Below are 16,585 nucleotides of genomic sequence, written 5' to 3' on the forward strand. Positions count from 1 at the left end.
CACTGGGCGGCGGGCACTGGGCCCCTCAGGAGGACGGTCTCCCGGGGGCCGGGGTGAGGGTGCACACGCCGTCCGCGCACCGGCGCTCCAGGCGGCCCCGGGAGACGGTCTGCACCAGGCCGACCATCCAGCAGGTGGGACAGCCGCGGAAGGCGATCAGGGCGAGTGGCGCCGCCAGCAGGGCGGCCGGGCCGACCACGGGCACCAAGGCAATGGAGCCGGCGATCAGTCCGAAGCCGATGGCGCCGCGCGCCAGGTGGCGGGGGACGGACCTGCTGGCGAAGTCCCCCTTCCGGGCCGGGGTGTTCATGGTCGGGTGTCTCCTTCACGGGGGCCGAGGGCCCCTTCGCGTTCGGTCTCGGATTCGGTCTCGGATTCGGTTTCGGTCAGGGACTGGCGCAGTGCCGCCCGGGCGCGGTGCAGCCGGGACTTCATCGCGGCGCTGCTCAGGCCGAGCGCGTGGGCGACGGTCCGGCCGGGCAGGCCCTGCACGTCACGCATGAGCAGGACCTGCCGCTGGTCGCGGGGCAGCGCCCGGAGGGCCGCCGCGATCCTTTCCACCTCCAGGGCCCGCAGCACGGCCTCCTCGGCGGACGGTCCGGCGGGCCCCTCCGGTCCCGCCGTCGTGTCGTCTCCGGGCGTGACGAGCAGCCGTACCTGACGGAGGCATTCGTTGCGCACGATCCGGAACATCCACGAGGCGAGCGCGCCCGTGGCCCGCAGGGTGCCGATCTTCCGGTAGAGGATGATCAGCGCCTCCTGCGCCGCGTCCTCCGCGTCCTGCGGGGTGGCGCACAGCGACAGGGCGAACTTGCGGACGTGGGGCTGCGACTCCATGACCACGGTGGTGAGCGAGGTGACGTCGCCGTCCTGCGCGGCCCTGATCAGCCGCTCCTCCGGCCATCTGAAACGTGGGTTCATCCGCGGATCAGCGCCGGCTCTTGTAGCGGCGCGTCAGGTGCCAGGCGCACGCGCACACGAGCAGGGCTCCCACCACCACGAGACCAGTGACCATCGTCGTTTCCTTCCGGTTCCGCCGGCCCGTTCGGCCGGTACACAGACAAGAGGCGCGGGGGTCCGGAAAGGATTCAGCTCGGGCCGGGATTTTTTCCGAGGAGGGTGAGGGCGGAGGCCGGACAGTGGCCGACGGCCAGGCGCACGGCGGTGTGCTGGTCGGGTGGCGGGCTGGCATCCAGCAGGATGACGAGCCCCTCGTCGTCGTCCTGGTCGAAGACCGCCGGTGCGGTCAGGGCGCACATGCCGGCGCCGATGCAGCGGCCCTTGTCGGCGTGGAGGTTCATGCCGGGCGGTTCCCGTCGTCCCAGGTGACGGGCAGCCGGTGCACCCCGTACACGTTCATGTTCGTGCGCAGCGGTACCTCGTCGGCCGGTACGGCCAGCCGGAGCGTGGGGAACCGGCCGAGGAGGGCGGGCAGGGCCACGGTCAGCTGGACGCGGGCGAGCTGCTGGCCCAGGCACTGGTGGATGCCGTGGCCGAAGCCGAGGTGGCCGGCGGCCGCCCGGTGGAGGTCGAGCACGTCGGGGTCGCGGAAGCGCTCGGGGTCGCGGTTGGCAGCTTCGAACGAGAGCGTGACGCTCTCCCCGGCCCGGATCAGCCGGCCGTCGAGTTCGACGTCCTCCAGCGCGGACTTGATGCCGGTGGGTGCGACCGTCAGGTAGCGCATCAGCTCCTCGACGGCCTGGGGCGCGAGGTCGGGGTCGGCGCGGAGGGCCTCGGCCTGCGAGGGGTTGCTCAGGAGCGCGAAGGTGCCGTGGGCGATCATGTTCGCGGTGGTGTCGAGCCCGGCGGCGAGCAGGAACCCGCCGATGCCGACGAGTTCCTCGTCGGTGAGGCCGGAGTCGCGGGCGAGGTCCCCGAGGAGGTCGTCCGTGGGTTCGGCGCGTTTGGCGGCGACCAGCTCCTCCATGTACGCGACGAGCCCGGTCAGTGCCGCGTACCGCTCCTCCGGGGTCACGTCCATGGACATGGTGGTGTGGGCGTGGTCCGCGAAGCGCGCGCGGTCGGCGTAGGGGACGCCGAGCAGCTCGCAGATCATCACGGCCGGGATGGGGCGGGCGAAGACCTCGACCAGGTCGGCGCCCGGCCCCCGGCGCTCCAGGGCCTCCAGGTGCTCGGCGGTGATCTCCGTGACCCGCTCGGTCAGCTGCCGCATCCGGCGGACGGTGAACCTGCCCATGAGCAGCCGCCGGAAGCGGGTGTGCTCGGGGGCGTCCATCCCGGTCATGTCGCCGACGGGCGCGGGCGGCAGCGGGCCTTCCGGCCCGCCGGGGAAGGGGTAGTGGATCAGCTCGTACCGCGAGCTGAAGCGGGGGTCCGCCAGGATCGCGCGGACCGTGGAGTAGCCGGTGGCCAGCCAGCCGACGTGCCCGTCCGGATAGGCCATGCGAACCAGCGGGCTCCGCTGGCGAAGCTCCGCCAGCCCGGCGGGCGGGTCGAAGGGGCATCCGGCGGCGCGCCGGGTGGGCAGGTCGACCGGCTCGGCCGGGGTGTGCTCGCGGTGCATGAACGGATCCTCCTGGTCGGGGTGCCGAATGCGCGGCGCTCAGTGGCGCCAGTGGTGCCACCGATGGCACCACGCCTGCCGCCACCCAGACGCCCCGGCAACCCGGCCCACTTACCCGCCAGCCCGGGGTTCGTCCCCGTACCTGGCGGGCGGCAAGCCAGCTCGTCGCCAGCGCCGTCCTGATGAGGGTGGCGGCCCGTGAGAACCATCATGGCGCCAGAATGACGCCATGGCAAGCCGTTCTGGCGCCGAGTGGCACCGAATGGCGCCGAGTGGCGCCACTGGTGCCTTCCCCCGGCCCGGTGTCACCGGCGTGCCGTCAGCGGCGGGTGGCGGTCAGGAGCCAGGCCGTGCTGCGGAGGCGGAGGGGGGTGCCGGGGGAGTGGTGGCGGGTGAGGGCGGCGGTGAGGCGGTGGCGGGCCGTGGTACGGGTGGGCGGGTCGACCTGGGCGAGGAGGTGGCGGCCCGGGCCGGAGTCCAGCAGGAAGTCCGCCGCGTCGGCGGCGTCGGCTCCCCAGGTGCCGTACGCCTCCACGTGCTCGGCGCGGACGTCGGTGAGGCCCGCCCCCGTCAGGTGGGCCGTGGCGGTCGCGGGGTCGGCCAGGGAGAACATGCCGGGCCCTCCGGGGCTGCCGAAGCCGCCGACCGGGAGGATGTCGGAGAGCCCGGTGAGGGCCGTAAGCCACTCGTTGCCCGCGGGGTCGGCGGCGCTGAGGAACGCGACGCGGCCACCGGGGCGGAGGGTGTAGGCGATGTGGGCGAACGCGGCGGCCGGGTCGGCGAAGAACATGACGCCGAAGCGGCTGATCGCCACGTCGAAAGCGCCCTCGGGCAGGGGATGGACCTGGGCGTCACCGTGGACGAAGGAGGCGTGGTCCAGGCCCTCCAGGGCGGCGAGTTCGCGGGCGCGCTCCAGCATGGGGCCCGACAGGTCCAGGCCCAGGGCGCGCCCGGTCGGGCCCGTGGCGCGGGCGGCCAGGCGGGTCGTGGCGCCGGCGCCGCAGCCGACGTCGAGCACGTGCTCGCCGGCCCGGATCGCGGCGGCGGTGAGCAGCGGGGTGTCGAAGCCGGCGTTGACCGCGTTCCAGCGGTCCTGGTGGGCGGCCCAGTGGGTGCCCTCGTAGCCGTTCCAGGCCTCGGCCTGCGCGGTGTTGGCGGCGTGCTGCATGGCTGTGCCTCCGGAGTCGCGGACGGGTGCGCCCCGTAGTATGGGCGCATGCCCAAACAGTATGGGCGCGCGCCCATACTGTGCAACGGCCGTTTTCTGGGAGGTAGTCGATGTCACCGCGCGGAGTCGCGATTCCGGAGCTGCGGGAGAGGCTGTTCGCCGCGGCGGAACGGGTGCTGGCCCGGGACGGGGCGGGCGCGCTGACCAGCCGCGCCGTCACCGACGAGGCGGGCTGCGCCAAGGGCGTGCTGCACGCGCACTTCGAGGGCTTCGACACCTTCGTCGCCGACCTCGTACTGAGCCGCTTCGAGACGGCGGCGGCCCTGGCCCTGGACCTGCCGGCCCGGGCGGGGGAGGGGAGCGTCGTGGAGAACCTGGCGGAAGTGTCCGGGGCCGTACTGTCCCTCGACCCCGGCCTGGTGGGGCTGGCCGTGACCCGCCCGGTGGCGGCGCAGCGGGTCCGGGAGGCGTGGCGGGCGGGGGCGCCCGGCTTCGGGGTGATCGAGGAGTGCGTCGCCCGGTACCTGCGCGCGGAGCAGGACGCCGGGCGGGCGCCGGCCGGGCTCGACGCGGGGTCCGCCGCGCTGGCGCTGGTGGGCACCTTGCACCACCTGCTGATGACCGGCCCGGAGGAGCCCGCGGCCTCGCGCGAGCGGGTCGGGCGGCTGCTGCGGGCGCTCGTAGGCGCCGGCGGGGTGTGACCCCTGCCGGCGCCTGACGGGTCCGCGGTCTGACGGTGTCCGCGGTCTGAGGGTCCGCGGTCTGTCGGTGTCCGCGGTCTGAGGGCCGCGGTCCGGCGGGGCGGCTACCTGAAGGAGCGCAGCCGCAGGCTGTTGGTCACCACGAAGACCGAGGAGAAGGCCATCGCGGCCCCCGCGATCATCGGGTTGAGCAGGCCGGCGGCGGCCAGCGGCAGGGCCGCCACGTTGTAGCCGAAGGCCCAGAACAGGTTGCCCTTGATGGTGGACAGGGTGCGCCGGGAGAGCCGGATGGCGTCCGCCGCGACCCGCAGGTCCCCGCGGACCAGCGTCAGGTCGCCCGCCTCGATGGCGGCGTCCGTCCCGGTGCCCATGGCCAGCCCGAGGTCGGCCTGGGCCAGGGCCGCCGCGTCGTTCACGCCGTCGCCGACCATGGCGACCGTACGGCCCTCCGCCTGGAGCCGGCGGACGACGTCCACCTTGTCCTGCGGCAGCACCTCGGCGATCACCTCGTCGATGCCCACCTCGCGGGCCACGGTCTCGGCCACCGCCCGGTTGTCGCCGGTCAGCAGGACCGGGGTGAGCCCCAGTGCCCGCAGCTCCGCCACCGCCTGCGCGCTGGTCTCCTTGACCGCGTCGGCCACGGTCAGCACGCCCCGGGCCGCGCCGTCCCAGGCCACCACCACGGCGGTGGCGCCCTCCGTCTCGGCGGCCGCCTTGGCCGCGGCCAGCGGTTCCGGCAGGTCGATCTCCCAGTCGGCCAGCAGCTGCTCCCGGCCGACCAGTACGGCGTGGCCGTCGACCACGCCCTGTACACCCAGCCCGGCCACGTTCTCGAAGCCCTCGGGCACCGGCAGCGTCCCGGCCGCCTCGGCCGCGCCGGTGGCGACGGCCCGGGCGATGGGGTGCTCGGAGGCGTGCTCCAGCGCGCCGGCGAGGCGCAGCAGTTCGCGCTCCTCCACGCCGTCGGCGGTGTGGACGCCGGCCAGGGTCATCCTGCCGGTGGTGACGGTGCCGGTCTTGTCGAGGACCACGGTGTCCACCCGGCGGGTGGACTCCAGGACCTCGGGGCCCTTGATCAGGATGCCGAGCTGGGCGCCGCGGCCGGTGCCGACCATCAGCGCGGTCGGGGTGGCCAGGCCCAGGGCGCACGGGCAGGCGATGATCAGTACGGCCACGGCGGCGGTGAAGGCCGCGGCGGCGTTGCCGGTGACGAGCCACCACGCCACCCAGGTGGCCAGCGCGATCAGCAGCACCACGGGCACGAACACGGCGGAGATCCGGTCGGCGAGGCGCTGGACCTCCGCCTTGCCGTTCTGGGCGTCCTCCACCAGCCGGGCCATCCGGGCCAGCTGGGTGTCCGCCCCGACCCTGGTGGCCTCCACGACCAGCCGTCCCGCGGTGTTGACGGTGGCGCCGGTGACGGCGTCCCCGCCGCCGACCTCCACGGGCACCGACTCGCCCGTGAGCATGGAGGCGTCCACGGCGGAGCTGCCCTCGACCACGGTGCCGTCGGTGGCGATCTTCTCGCCGGGCCGGACCACGAACCGGTCGCCGGCCGCCAGCCGGGCGACCGGCACGCGCACCTCGGCGCCGTCGCGCAGCACGGCGACGTCCTTGGCGCCCAGCTCCAGCAGTGCCTTCAGGGCGGCCCCCGCCTTCCGCTTGGACCGCGCCTCCAGGTACCGGCCGAGCAGGATGAACGTGACCACGCCCGCCGCGACCTCCAGGTAGATGGCGGAGGAGCCGTCGGTGCGCGAGACGGTGAGGTCGAACCCGTGCCGCATGCCGGGCATCCCGGCGTGTCCGAGGAACAGCGCCCACAGCGACCAGGCGAAGGCGGCGAGGGTGCCCACGGACACCAGGGTGTCCATGGTCGCGGCGCCGTGCCGCGCGTTGGTCCAGGCCGCCCGGTGGAAGGGCAGCGCGCCCCACACGACCACGGGGGCGGCCAGGGTCAGGGAGAGCCACTGCCAGTTGTCGAACTGCAGGACGGGGACCATGGAGAGCAGTACCACGGGCAGGGCGAGGACGGCGGAGACCAGCAGGCGCTGCCGCAGTGCGGCCGTGGCCGGGTCGTGTTCCGCCGGCTCCGGCGCCGCGGCCGCGTCCTCCGCGTCCCCGGAGGCGGTGCCGCGCCCGGGTTCCGGTTCCGGGGCGGGAGGTGGCGGCGGCTCCTCGGCCGTGTAGCCGGTCTTCACGACGGTCGCGATCAGGTCGGCGACCTCGACGTCGCCCCCGTAGGACACCCTGGCCGTCTCGGTGGCGAAGTTCACCGTGGCGCTGACGCCGTCCATCCGGTTGAGCTTCTTCTCGATCCGGGCCGCGCAGGAGGCGCAGGTCATCCCGCCGATCGACAGCTCGATCCGGCGGTCGCCCGGCTCTGTGGCCGGGGCCGCGGGCCCGTCGTGCACTGTGGTGCTGCTCATGTTCCGGCTCCAGGGGGAGGGCCGGGCCGTACGGAACCAGTATCAGCCGGCCGGTACGGCCCGGCGGGGGTGCTTCGGGAATTCTGACGGAGAACGGGGGGCGGGAGGTCAGGCGGCGGTCCCGGCGAGCTCGTAGCCCGCCTCGTCCACGGCCGCGCGTACGGCGTCCTCGGCGAGCGGGGCGTCGGAGACGACGGTCACCTCGCCGGTGGCGGCGACGGCCTTGACCGCGGTGACCCCGGCCAGGGCCGAGAGCTCGGCGGTGACCGCGCCCTCGCAGTGCCCGCAGGTCATGCCCTGCACGCGGTAGACCGTGGTGACGGAGCCGCCTTCGGTCGAGGACCCCGCCGCGCCGCCGGAGCAGGAACCGGCGCCGGAGCAGCAGGAACTGGTGATGGCCTGGGAAGTCATGGCGGTTTCCTCACGTCTCGGCTACTGCGACGGCGGCACGGCGGCCGCCCTCGTCCACAGGAACCACTATACCCCGGGGGGGTATTCCATGCCACCGCGGCTCCCCGGGCGGAAGCGCCCCCCGTGCCGGCTGGGGAGCCGGCACGGGGAGGCGGGCGGCTGTGAGGACCGGCCACAGGACCGGGCGGCGTCAGGAGCCGACGTACGCCGCGAGGTGCTCGCCGGTGAGGGTGGAGCGGGCGGCGACGAGATCGGCCGGGGTGCCCTCGAAGACGACCCGGCCGCCGTCGTGGCCCGCGCCGGGCCCCAGGTCGATGATCCAGTCGGCGTGCGCCATGACCGCCTGGTGGTGCTCGATCACGATGACCGACTTGCCCGAGTCGACGAGCCGGTCCAGCAGTCCCAGCAGGTGCTGGACGTCGGCGAGGTGGAGGCCCGCCGTCGGCTCGTCCAGGACGTAGATCCCGCCCTTCTCCGCCATGTGCGTGGCGAGCTTGAGCCGCTGGCGCTCGCCGCCGGACAGGGTGGTCAGCGGCTGCCCGAGGGTCAGGTAGCCGAGTCCGACGTCGGCGAGCCGCTCCAGGATGCGGTGGGCGGCCGGCGTGCGGGCCTCGCCGGTGGCGAAGAACCCTTCGGCCTCGGTCACGGACATGGCCAGCACCTCGCTGATGTCCCGGCCGCCCAGGTGGTATTCGAGGACCGAGGCGTCGAACCGCCTGCCCTCGCACTCCTCGCAGGTCGTGGCCACGCCGGCCATCATCGCCAGGTCGGTGTAGATCACGCCGGCGCCGTTGCAGACGGGGCAGGCGCCCTCGGAGTTCGCGCTGAACAGGGCCGGCTTCACCCCGTTGGCCTTGGCGAACGCCTTGCGGATCGGTTCGAGCAGACCCGTGTACGTCGCCGGGTTGCTGCGCCGCGAGCCGCGGATCGCACCCTGGTCGACGGACACCACCCCGGCGCCGGTCGGGATCGAGCCGTGGATCAGCGAGCTCTTCCCGCTGCCGGCGACCCCGGTGACCACGGTGAGCACGCCCAGGGGGACGTCCACGTCCACGTCACGCAGGTTGTGCGCCGACGCGCCGCGGATCTCCAGCGCGCCTGTGGGCTTGCGCACCTCGCCCTTGAGGGAGGCCCGGTCGTCGAAGTGGCGGCCGGTGAGGGTGCCGCCGGTGCGCAGCCCCTCGACCGTGCCCTCGAAGCAGACGGTGCCGCCGGCGGTGCCTGCACCGGGACCGAGGTCCACGACGTGGTCGGCGATCGCGATGACCTCCGGCTTGTGCTCCACCACCAGCACGGTGTTGCCCTTGTCGCGCAGCCGCAGCAGCAGGTCGTTCATCCGCTGGATGTCGTGCGGGTGGAGACCGGTGGTCGGCTCGTCGAAGACGTACGTCGTGTCGGTGAGCGAGGAGCCGAGGTGGCGGATCATCTTGACCCGCTGTGCCTCGCCGCCGGACAAGGTGCCCGAGGGACGGTCGAGGGAGAGGTAGCCGAGGCCGATCTCCACGAACGAGTCGAGGGTGTGCCCCAGGCCCGCGAGCAGCGGCGCCACCGACGGCTCCCGGAGGCCGCGGACCCACGCGGCGAGGTCGCTGATCTGCATCGCGCAGGCGTCGGCGATGCTGATCCCGTCGATCTTCGAGGACCTGGCGCCCTCGTTGAGGCGGGTGCCGTCGCAGTCGGGGCAGGTGGTGAAGGCGACCGCCCGGTCGACGAACTCCCGGATGTGCGGCTGCATCGACTCCTTGTCCTTGGCGAGCATCGACTTCCGGATGCGCGGCACCAGACCCTCGTAGGTCATGTTGATGCCGGCGATCTTCATCCGCGTCGGCTCGTGGTGGAGGAAGGCGTCCAGCTCCCTCTTGGTGAAGTCGCGGATCGGCTTGGCCGCGTCGAAGAGGCCCGACTCGCTGTAGAGGCGGTGGTTCCAGCCGCCCGGCTTGTAGCCGGGGATCGTGAGCGCGCCCTCGTCGAGCGACTTGGAGTCGTCGTAGAGCTGGGCGAGGTCGAGGTCGGTGACCGAGCCGCGGCCCTCGCAGCGCGGGCACATGCCGCCGGTGATCCTGAAGTCGCGGCGCTCCTTCACGGTCTTCCCGCCGCGCTCGTAGGTGACGGCGCCCGCGCCGCTGACGGAGGCGACGTTGAAGGAGAACGCCTTGGCCGAGCCGATGTGCGGCCGCCCCAGCCGGCTGAAGAGGATCCGGAGCATCGCGTTGGCGTCGGTGGCCGTACCGACCGTGGAGCGCGGGTCGCCGCCCATCCGCTGCTGGTCGACGATGATCGCGGTCGTCAGGCCTTCGAGGACGTCGACGTCGGGGCGGGCCAGAGTCGGCATGAAGCCCTGGACGAAGGTGCTGTACGTCTCGTTGATCAGCCGCCGCGACTCGGCGGCGATGGTGTCGAAGACCAGGGAGCTCTTGCCCGACCCCGAGACACCGGTGAACACCGTCAGCCGGCGCTTGGGGATCTCGACGTCGACGTCGCGCAGGTTGTTCTCCCGCGCGCCGTGCACCCGGATCAGCTCGTGGCTGTCGGCGGCGTGCGGCGCGGCGGTCCCGCCCCCGCCCGTCTTCATGGCCCTGCTCATCGTGTCCCCATCTCCCTGTCACGCGCGTGCCGTCGCGCTGGTGCGCCGCCCACGGGGGCGGGCTCAGCGCCGCTCCTCACCCTAGGTGTGGCCTGAAGTCGGCGCTTCTCGATTCCTGACCGGCCGGTCAGGGAGCGGGGTCGGGAGCGGCCCCGGGAAGCGTGAGCGTGAAGACCGCGCCGCCCTCGGGCCCGCGGCCACGGGCGGCGAGGGACCCTCCCAGGCGGCAGGCCAGACGATGGGCTATGGCCAGGCCCAGACCGCTGCCGACCGGCCGCTCGCCCCGGTAGCGCGCGTGCAGCGCACCCCGCTCGAAGGCCACCGCCAGGTCCGCGCCGGTCAGCCCGGGCCCACCGTCGCGGACCTCGATCCGCGCCCCGGAGCCGCCCGGGTCCGCGGCCAGGGCCAGGACCACGGGCCGCCCGGCGGGCGTCACGCGCAGGGCGTTCTCCAGCAGACATTCGGCCAGCTGCCGGACCCGGAACCCGTCGGTCCGGACCGGTGGGCACCCTTCCTCCCCGGGCGGCTCCCAGCGGAACTCCACCCCGTGCCGCGCGCACCGCTCCCGCCACACGCCGGAGGCCTGTTGCAGCAGGACGCCCAGGTCCGTGACCACCGGGTCGAGGCGGAACTCGTCCGCCTCCAGCCGGGCCAGGTCGAGGAGGTCGGAGAGGAACCGGTCCAGCCGCTGCGCCTCGGCGACCAGGACGCGACCGGTGCCGGGAACGCCGTCCGCCCCGATGACGCCGTCGGCCAGGGCCTCCGCGTAGCCGCGCATGGTGGTGAGCGGCGTACGGATCTCGTGCGAGATCGACAGCAGGAACTCCCGCTGCCGTTCCTCGCCGCGGGCCAGCTCCCGGTCCAGCACGGCCATCGCCCGGCCCAGCTCGGCGACCTCGGCGGGCCCCGGCTCCGGGACCGCCACCCCGCGCTCCCCGCCGGCCAGGCGTCCGGCCGCCGTCGCGGCCCGGGCCAGCGGGCGGGCGATGCGGCGCGCCAGCAGCAGCCCCGCCACGGCCGCCCCCGCCAGACCCGCGCACAACGGCAGGACCAGGCTGCGGCGGATCCTGGCGGCCGCCTCGTCCACCTCCCCGGTGGGCTTGGTCAGCACCACCCCGCCCACCCCGGAGGTCCGGCCCTCCACGATCACCGGCCGCCCGTCCAGCGTCCCGGCCGCCGACAGCGGCCGGCGGGCGAGCAGCACGTCGCGCTGGGCGTTCGACACGGCGTCCGCGGCCGGACCGCGGAGCGTGCCCGAGGCGTCGAGGACGGCCAGCCGGACACCGTTGGAACCGGCGATCAGCTGCTCCCCCTCCAGCAGCAGCGCGGACATCCGCGGAACCCGGCTGAGCACCGTCGCCTGCCGGCCCAGCCGGTCGCGTTCCTGCGCCTCCGCGCTGCCGCGCGCCGTGTACCAGGCGGTCACCCCGCTGAGCAGTACGGCGATCAGCGCGACCAGGCCCCCGAACAGCACCAGCTCCCGGGCGAGGGTGCCCCGGACGGCCCTCACGCCCCCGCCGCTTCCGCCGACGCGCCGTAGCCGACACCGCGCACCGTGCGGATCGGGCTGGCGGTGCCGAGTTTGGCGCGGATCTGGGACACGTACACGTCCACCACGCGCTGGTCCCGGTGCGCCGAATCGCCCCACACGCGGTCCAGCAGCTGGGCCCGGGAGAACACCTGGCCGCGGTGGTCCAGCAGGTGGGCGAGCAGGGCCAGCTCCAGCGCCGTGAACTCCACGGGCAGACCGTCGACGTGCACGGTGTGGCGGCCGCGGTCGACGCGCAGCCGGCCGAGCGCGTGCACGGCGGGTGCGGGCCCGGGGGCGGGCCGGGGGCCGCGGCGGAGCACGGCGTTCACGCGGGCCACCAGCTCGCCCGGCGAGAACGGCTTGGTGAGGTAGTCGTCCGCCCCCAGCTCCAGGCCGAGGATCCGGTCCGCCTCGTCGCCGCGGGCCGTGACCAGCAGTACGGGCGTCCAGTCCCCGCGTTCGCGCAGGCGCCGGCAGAAGGTCACGCCGTCCATGCCGGGCAGCCCGACGTCCAGCACGACCGCCACCGGGGCGCTGCGGGCGACCGCCGCGAACCCGGCGGTGCCGTCCTCGGCGATCTCGGTGCGGTAGCCGTCCCGCTCCAGGTACAGGCGTTGCAGCGCGGCGATGTTGGCGTCGTCCTCCACGATCAGGACGAGTCCCTTGTGGGCGTTCATGACGACTCCGGGGCAGGGGCGCGGGGGCGGTGGCGGTGGCGGGGGCCCATGCTAACGGCGGTGCCGCCGCGGGGCCGGGTCCCGCCCGGGCCCACGCGGTCCGCTCCGGTAACGCCTAACAGAGCGCTAACAGTGCGCTCATCGTTCCCGGGTGATCGGCGGTGACGATCGGATCGGAGCGGGGCGGCGGTCGGCCGGCCCGCCGGAACCGATCCACCCACCGCGAGGACCCCAGATGACGTCAGCCGAACGCGCCGAGCCGTCGCTCCTGTACCGGACCGGCCGGGCCTGTGCCCGGCGGCCCTGGCTGGTGACGGGGGTCTGGCTGATCGTCCTGCTCGCCGTCGTCGGGGCCGACCGGGCCTGGGGCGGCCGTTACGAGGACGACTTCGCCCTCCCCGGCACCTCGGTGCAGACCGGGGCCGATCTGCTCGACGCCCACGCCGGCCCCGAAGCCCGGGGCGTGGCCGCCAAGGTCGTCCTGCACGTGGAGCAGCGCGGCGGCCCCGGGCTCACCGGGCACCGGGACCAGGTGGAGGCCGCGCACCGGCGTCTCGCCGGACTGCCCGGCGTGATCGCCGTGACCGGCCCGCTCTCCGCACCCGGCGCCCTCACCCAGGACGGCCGCACCGGCTACTACACCGTCCGGTTCGACTCCGACCCGGCCCGGTTCGACCCCTCCTACCTGGACCGGGTCGACGCGGCGGTCGCCCCGCTGCGCGCCGGCGGCGTGACCGTCGAGTACGGAGCGCCGCTCGGCGCGCTCGCCGCCCCCACCGGGGCCGGCCGCGCCTCCGAGGCCATCGGCGTCGTCACGGCCGTGGTCGTCCTGCTGCTCGGCTTCGGCAGCGTCGCGGCCGCCGCCTTCCCCCTGGCCAGTGCCGTCGTCGGACTGGTGGCCGGGCTGGCCGCGCTGGGCCTGTTCGCCGCCGGGTTCGACTTCGCCGCCGTATCACCCACCCTCGCCGTGATGATGGGCCTGGGCGTCGGCCTGGACTACTCGCTGTTCCTGGTGACCCGGCACCGCCGGCTGCTGCGCGAGCTGCCCGACCCGTCGGACGCCGCCGGCCGGACGGTCGCCACCAGCGGCCGCGCCGTGCTCGTCGCCGCGCTCACCGTGACGGCGGCCCTCGCCGGGCTGTTCGCCTCCGGCGTCGGCTTCATCGGCATGCTGGGAGTGGCCGCCGGAACGACCGTGCTCACCGGCGCGCTCGCCGCCCTCACCCTGACGCCCGCCCTGCTGGGCCTGGCCGGGCGGCGCATCGACCGGTTCCGGGTCCGCACCCCCGTGGACGAACCCGACGGCGACGGCGACGTGTGGCACCGCTGGGCCGCGGTCGTCGGGCGCCGCCCGTGGACCTTCCTGCTGCTGGGCACGGCCGTGCTCGCGGTGCTCGCCGTACCTGCCCTGTCCATGCGCCTCGGCCACGTCGACGCGGGCGCCTCGCCGCCCGGTTCCACCGAACGCCGGGCGTACGACCTGGTCGCCCGGGACTTCGGGCCGGGAGCGAACGGGCCCGTCACCGTCGTCGTCACCACCGACAAGGCCGGCACCACGGCCACCGGCCGCGCCGCACTCTCCCGGGACCTCCACCAGGCGCTCACCCGCACCCCCGGGGTGGCCTCCGCCAGCCCGCCCGCGCCCACCCCGGACGGTGCCCTGCTGGTGTCCACCGTGCTTCCGGCCGGTGCCCCGCAGGACCGGACCACGGCCGACCTGCTGCACCGGCTGACGGACGAGACCCTGCCGGACGCGCTCGGCCCCCACCACGCCACCGGATACGTCACCGGGCCGGCCGCCGCCCAGCAGACCTTCCGCGACGTGCTCGCCGACCGGCTGCCGCTGGTCGTCGGACTCGTGGTCGCGGCGGCCTTCGTCCTCCTGCTGGCCGTCTTCCGCAGCCCGCTGGTCGCCGCCAAGGCCGCGCTGCTCAACCTGCTGTCGATCGGCGCGTCGTTCGGCGTCGTCGTCGCCGTCTTCCAGTGGGGCTGGGGCTCCTCGCTGCTCGGGGTGGACGGCACCGTGCCCGTCGAGTCGTACGTGCCGATGATGATGTTCGCGATCGTCTTCGGCCTGTCCATGGACTACGAGGTGTTCCTGCTGGCCAGGATCCGGGAGCACTGGCTGGACGGCAGCGACGACCGGGCCGCGGTCGCCGCCGGCCTGGCCTCCACGGCCCGCGTCATCACCTGCGCAGCGCTCATCATGACCAGCGTCTTCCTCGCCTTCCTCCTCTCGCCGAACCCGGTGGTCAAGATGCTCGCGCTCGGCCTCGGGGTCAGTGTGGTGCTCGACGCCACCGTCGTCCGGCTGCTGCTGGTCCCGGCCTCCATGACCCTGCTGGGTCGCGCCAACTGGTGGATACCCGCGTGGCTGGACCGCCTGCTGCCGCACCTCGACGCCGAAGGCGCCCACCCCGCGCGCCCCGCCCGCCCCGAGGCCCGGTCATGAGCCGCGGCACCGCCGCCACCGCCCGCACCGGGGCGCGTGCGCAGGCCCCGGCCGGACCCGCTTCCTGGAACCGCGGGAGCCGCGGGAGCCGCGGGAACCGCGTGGACCGCGGGAGGCGCCGGCGTCGCCTCGTCGCCGCCGTCCTGGCCGTCCTCGGTACGGCCGTGGTGGCCGGGGCCGCCGAGGTCGCGGCGACCACGGTGGTGGAGAACCGCATCGAGGACGCCCTGCGGCCGCGGCTGGGGGACACGACGGCCGAACTCACCGGCCCGGGCCTGCTCACCCTCCCCCGGGGCCGGGCCGGGTCCGTGACCGTCAGCGGGGAGGAGGCACGGTTCGGCCGCCTGTCCGGCGCGTCGGTGAGGCTCCGCCTGGACGGGATCGCCCTGACCGGGGGCACGGCGGGGGAGGTGGATTCACTGCGCGGCACGGTCACGCTGCCCACCGCGGCCCTACGGGCCCTGCTCGTGGACACCCGGCCCGGACTGCCGGTCGGCGAGGTCGCCGCCGACCCGGCCACCGGCACGCTGCGGGCCGGTTTCGGGCCCGGCGACGCCCTCACCGTCGCCCTCCGCCCGCAGCTGGACGGCGGCCGGCTCGGCTTCACGGCGACCGAGGTGACCCTGCTGGGCCGACCCGCCCCGGAACACCTCGTCAGCGGCATCCGGGAGCGGCTGGCGGAACTCCCGCAGGGTTCCGCCGGGCCACCGCTCCCCGGGGCGGAACCCGTCTCCCTGCGGGTCACGGAGCGCGGCGTCGAACTCGCCGTGGCGGCGCGGCACCCGACGCTCACGGCACCCCGGCCGGGCTAGGAGAGGCCAGGGGCCGGAGGTGCGGGGCCGGGGGACCGGGGGCCGGGGGACCGCGAGCCGGGTCCACCGCCGCCGTACCGGCCCCGGCCTCAGCCGCCGAAGCGGCCGCCGCCGCTGCCGAAGCCCCCGGAACGGCCTTCCAGACTGCTGAACCCCACCTCGAAGTGCTCCACCGACACGATGCGCTGGCCCTCGCGCTGCGCCGCCTCCTCGCGGATCCGGGCGGCCCGCTCCTCGCTGGCCCGCATGCTCTCCTCGTCCTCCCACAGCGTGAGCGACCTGGCTTTCCCCGAGCTCCGGTCGACGAGGTAGTACACGCCCCGGAAGCCGGGGACGTCCCGGACCTGCTCGACGATCGCCTCCGATCTCGCGGCCACGTCGCCGTCCGCGGGAACCGGTGATCCCTGGTAGGTGCTGAGCCTCGCGAACATCTCCGGCGGTCCTTTCCTGACCGGCTGCCGGTCGGGGAACCGGCGGCTCCAGGTCCAGCGTGCTCCGCAGGACCGGCGGCCGCATGCCGAGCCCGGTGCAGCGGCGCCACAATGGAGGGGTGCCGTACATAGCGGTGACCGCCCTCAGCCATGCAGGCCTGCTGCGCGAGCACAACGAGGACAGCCTGGCCGTCGGACCGTGGACGCTCTGCGGAACGGTGACCGACAGCCCCCAGACGCTGCTGTTCCCGCTCGGCAGGCCGCTGGTCGTCGCGGTCGCCGACGGCCTCGGCGGGCAGCCCGCCGGGGAGGTCGCCAGCGCCCTGGTGGTACGGCGGCTCGCCGGCTTCGGACACGCCGTGGACGGCGCCCGGACCCTCGAAGAGGCGCTCGACCTGTGCAACCGCGAGGTGTACGCGGCCGCCGAGGCGCGCCCGGAGCTGGCCACGATGGGCACCACGGTCGCCGGGACCCTCGTCCTCGCGGAGTCGCTGCTGGCCTTCAACGTGGGAGACAGCAAGGTCTACCGGGTGGGACCGGCGGGGCTCCGGCAGGTGAGCGTGGACGACAGTCCGCTGCCCGAGCCCGGCCGCCGCACCACCTCGCTCGTCACCCAGGTCCTGGGCGGCAGCCGCGGATACGGCGCGGTCGAGCCCCACATCGCCCCTTGTCCGCTGACCGGGGACGACCGCTACCTGGTCTGCAGCGACGGCCTGACCGATCCGGTCACGGACGAGGAGATCGAGGCGCTGCTGCGGGTCCACGACGACGGCAAGGCCGCCTTCGAGCTGTGGAAGGCCGCCATCGAGGCGGGCGGCCCGGACAACATCACCCTGGCCCTGGTCCGCATCGGGGAGTGAACCCGCTG

The 16,585-nt window shown here is 74.7% G+C and carries 15 protein-coding genes; 4 read left to right on the forward strand and 11 right to left on the reverse strand.

The features are described 5' to 3' along the window. Nucleotides 1–25: 25 nt before the first annotated feature. From ACFY61_RS22755 to ACFY61_RS22775, 5 genes are all read right to left on the reverse strand, one after another. Complete coding sequence (locus ACFY61_RS22755) at nt 26–310, reverse strand: hypothetical protein (RefSeq protein WP_389474545.1); 285 nt, start codon at nt 308–310, stop codon at nt 26–28. Then, on the reverse strand, nt 307–921 hold the full coding sequence (locus tag ACFY61_RS22760) for an RNA polymerase sigma factor (protein WP_389474547.1): 615 nt from the start codon (nt 919–921) through the stop codon (nt 307–309). The genes ACFY61_RS22755 and ACFY61_RS22760 overlap by 4 nt, the downstream gene beginning before the upstream one ends. A gap of 167 nt (nt 922–1,088) precedes the next feature. Beyond that, nucleotides 1,089–1,301 (reverse strand): ferredoxin, encoded by a 213-nt coding sequence (locus ACFY61_RS22765; protein ID WP_389474548.1) that lies wholly within the window; start codon nt 1,299–1,301, stop codon nt 1,089–1,091. Continuing rightward, nucleotides 1,298–2,524: a cytochrome P450 gene (locus ACFY61_RS22770; RefSeq protein ID WP_389474550.1), complete on the reverse strand. Its 1,227-nt coding sequence runs from the start codon at nt 2,522–2,524 to the stop codon at nt 1,298–1,300. Before ACFY61_RS22770 ends, ACFY61_RS22765 begins: the two co-directional genes overlap by 4 nt. A 319-nt stretch (nt 2,525–2,843) precedes the next feature. Continuing rightward, complete coding sequence (locus tag ACFY61_RS22775) at nt 2,844–3,692, reverse strand: class I SAM-dependent methyltransferase (RefSeq protein ID WP_389474552.1); 849 nt, start codon at nt 3,690–3,692, stop codon at nt 2,844–2,846. Nucleotides 3,693–3,802: 110 nt separating this feature from the next. Between ACFY61_RS22775 and ACFY61_RS22780 the strand changes: the two genes are divergently transcribed. Beyond that, the gene (locus ACFY61_RS22780) at nt 3,803–4,393 is read left to right on the forward strand and encodes a TetR/AcrR family transcriptional regulator (protein WP_389474554.1); all 591 of its coding nucleotides are present in this window, start codon (nt 3,803–3,805) and stop codon (nt 4,391–4,393) included. A gap of 104 nt (nt 4,394–4,497) precedes the next feature. On the opposite strand, the gene ACFY61_RS22785 is transcribed toward ACFY61_RS22780, so the two are convergent. The 5 genes from ACFY61_RS22785 to ACFY61_RS22805 form a co-directional block, all read right to left on the reverse strand. Next, entirely contained in the window at nt 4,498–6,819 is a 2,322-nt protein-coding gene (locus ACFY61_RS22785) for a heavy metal translocating P-type ATPase (protein WP_389474556.1), read from the reverse strand. Nucleotides 6,820–6,927: 108 nt separating this feature from the next. Beyond that, complete coding sequence (locus tag ACFY61_RS22790) at nt 6,928–7,230, reverse strand: heavy-metal-associated domain-containing protein (protein ID WP_389474558.1); 303 nt, start codon at nt 7,228–7,230, stop codon at nt 6,928–6,930. A gap of 190 nt (nt 7,231–7,420) precedes the next feature. Continuing rightward, the gene (locus tag ACFY61_RS22795; protein ID WP_389474559.1) at nt 7,421–9,814 is read right to left on the reverse strand and encodes an ATP-binding cassette domain-containing protein; all 2,394 of its coding nucleotides are present in this window, start codon (nt 9,812–9,814) and stop codon (nt 7,421–7,423) included. Nucleotides 9,815–9,941: 127 nt separating this feature from the next. Continuing rightward, the gene (locus ACFY61_RS22800; protein WP_389474561.1) at nt 9,942–11,324 is read right to left on the reverse strand and encodes a histidine kinase dimerization/phospho-acceptor domain-containing protein; all 1,383 of its coding nucleotides are present in this window, start codon (nt 11,322–11,324) and stop codon (nt 9,942–9,944) included. Continuing rightward, nucleotides 11,321–12,022, reverse strand: coding sequence for a response regulator transcription factor (locus ACFY61_RS22805; RefSeq protein ID WP_389474563.1), 702 nt, complete (start codon nt 12,020–12,022; stop codon nt 11,321–11,323). Before ACFY61_RS22805 ends, ACFY61_RS22800 begins: the two co-directional genes overlap by 4 nt. A 235-nt stretch (nt 12,023–12,257) precedes the next feature. Between ACFY61_RS22805 and ACFY61_RS22810 the strand changes: the two genes are divergently transcribed. Next, nucleotides 12,258–14,474: an MMPL family transporter gene (locus ACFY61_RS22810; protein WP_389474565.1), complete on the forward strand. Its 2,217-nt coding sequence runs from the start codon at nt 12,258–12,260 to the stop codon at nt 14,472–14,474. A gap of 101 nt (nt 14,475–14,575) precedes the next feature. Further along, nucleotides 14,576–15,286, forward strand: coding sequence for a hypothetical protein (locus ACFY61_RS22815; RefSeq protein ID WP_389474567.1), 711 nt, complete (start codon nt 14,576–14,578; stop codon nt 15,284–15,286). Between the two features lie 89 nt (nt 15,287–15,375). Here ACFY61_RS22815 and ACFY61_RS22820 read toward each other — a convergent pair whose 3' ends face one another. Next, a complete protein-coding gene (locus tag ACFY61_RS22820; RefSeq protein WP_389474568.1) occupies nt 15,376–15,717 on the reverse strand; it encodes an antibiotic biosynthesis monooxygenase in 342 nt (113 codons plus the stop codon). Between the two features lie 119 nt (nt 15,718–15,836). Here ACFY61_RS22820 and ACFY61_RS22825 point away from each other — a divergent pair, with 119 nt between their 5' ends. Further along, nucleotides 15,837–16,577 carry a PP2C family protein-serine/threonine phosphatase gene (locus ACFY61_RS22825; RefSeq protein ID WP_389474570.1) on the forward strand — a complete coding sequence of 247 codons (741 nt, stop codon included), beginning with the start codon at nt 15,837–15,839 and terminating at the stop codon, nt 16,575–16,577. The last annotated feature ends 8 nt before the right edge of the window (nt 16,578–16,585 follow it).

It is taken from the genome of Streptomyces sp. NPDC012888 (assembly GCF_042900645.1).
Taxonomy (GTDB): domain Bacteria; phylum Actinomycetota; class Actinomycetes; order Streptomycetales; family Streptomycetaceae; genus Streptomyces.

Coding starts and splice junctions, on each gene's coding strand:
- ACFY61_RS22755 (WP_389474545.1), bottom strand. CDS start 310: ATGAACACCCCGGCCCGGAAGGGGGACTTCGCCAGCAGGTCCGTCCCC.
- ACFY61_RS22760 (WP_389474547.1), bottom strand. CDS start 921: ATGAACCCACGTTTCAGATGGCCGGAGGAGCGGCTGATCAGGGCCGCG.
- ACFY61_RS22765 (WP_389474548.1), bottom strand. CDS start 1,301: ATGAACCTCCACGCCGACAAGGGCCGCTGCATCGGCGCCGGCATGTGC.
- ACFY61_RS22770 (WP_389474550.1), bottom strand. CDS start 2,524: ATGCACCGCGAGCACACCCCGGCCGAGCCGGTCGACCTGCCCACCCGG.
- ACFY61_RS22775 (WP_389474552.1), bottom strand. CDS start 3,692: ATGCAGCACGCCGCCAACACCGCGCAGGCCGAGGCCTGGAACGGCTAC.
- ACFY61_RS22780 (WP_389474554.1), top strand. CDS start 3,803: ATGTCACCGCGCGGAGTCGCGATTCCGGAGCTGCGGGAGAGGCTGTTC.
- ACFY61_RS22785 (WP_389474556.1), bottom strand. CDS start 6,819: ATGAGCAGCACCACAGTGCACGACGGGCCCGCGGCCCCGGCCACAGAG.
- ACFY61_RS22790 (WP_389474558.1), bottom strand. CDS start 7,230: ATGACTTCCCAGGCCATCACCAGTTCCTGCTGCTCCGGCGCCGGTTCC.
- ACFY61_RS22795 (WP_389474559.1), bottom strand. CDS start 9,814: ATGAGCAGGGCCATGAAGACGGGCGGGGGCGGGACCGCCGCGCCGCAC.
- ACFY61_RS22805 (WP_389474563.1), bottom strand. CDS start 12,022: ATGAACGCCCACAAGGGACTCGTCCTGATCGTGGAGGACGACGCCAAC.
- ACFY61_RS22810 (WP_389474565.1), top strand. CDS start 12,258: ATGACGTCAGCCGAACGCGCCGAGCCGTCGCTCCTGTACCGGACCGGC.
- ACFY61_RS22820 (WP_389474568.1), bottom strand. CDS start 15,717: ATGTTCGCGAGGCTCAGCACCTACCAGGGATCACCGGTTCCCGCGGAC.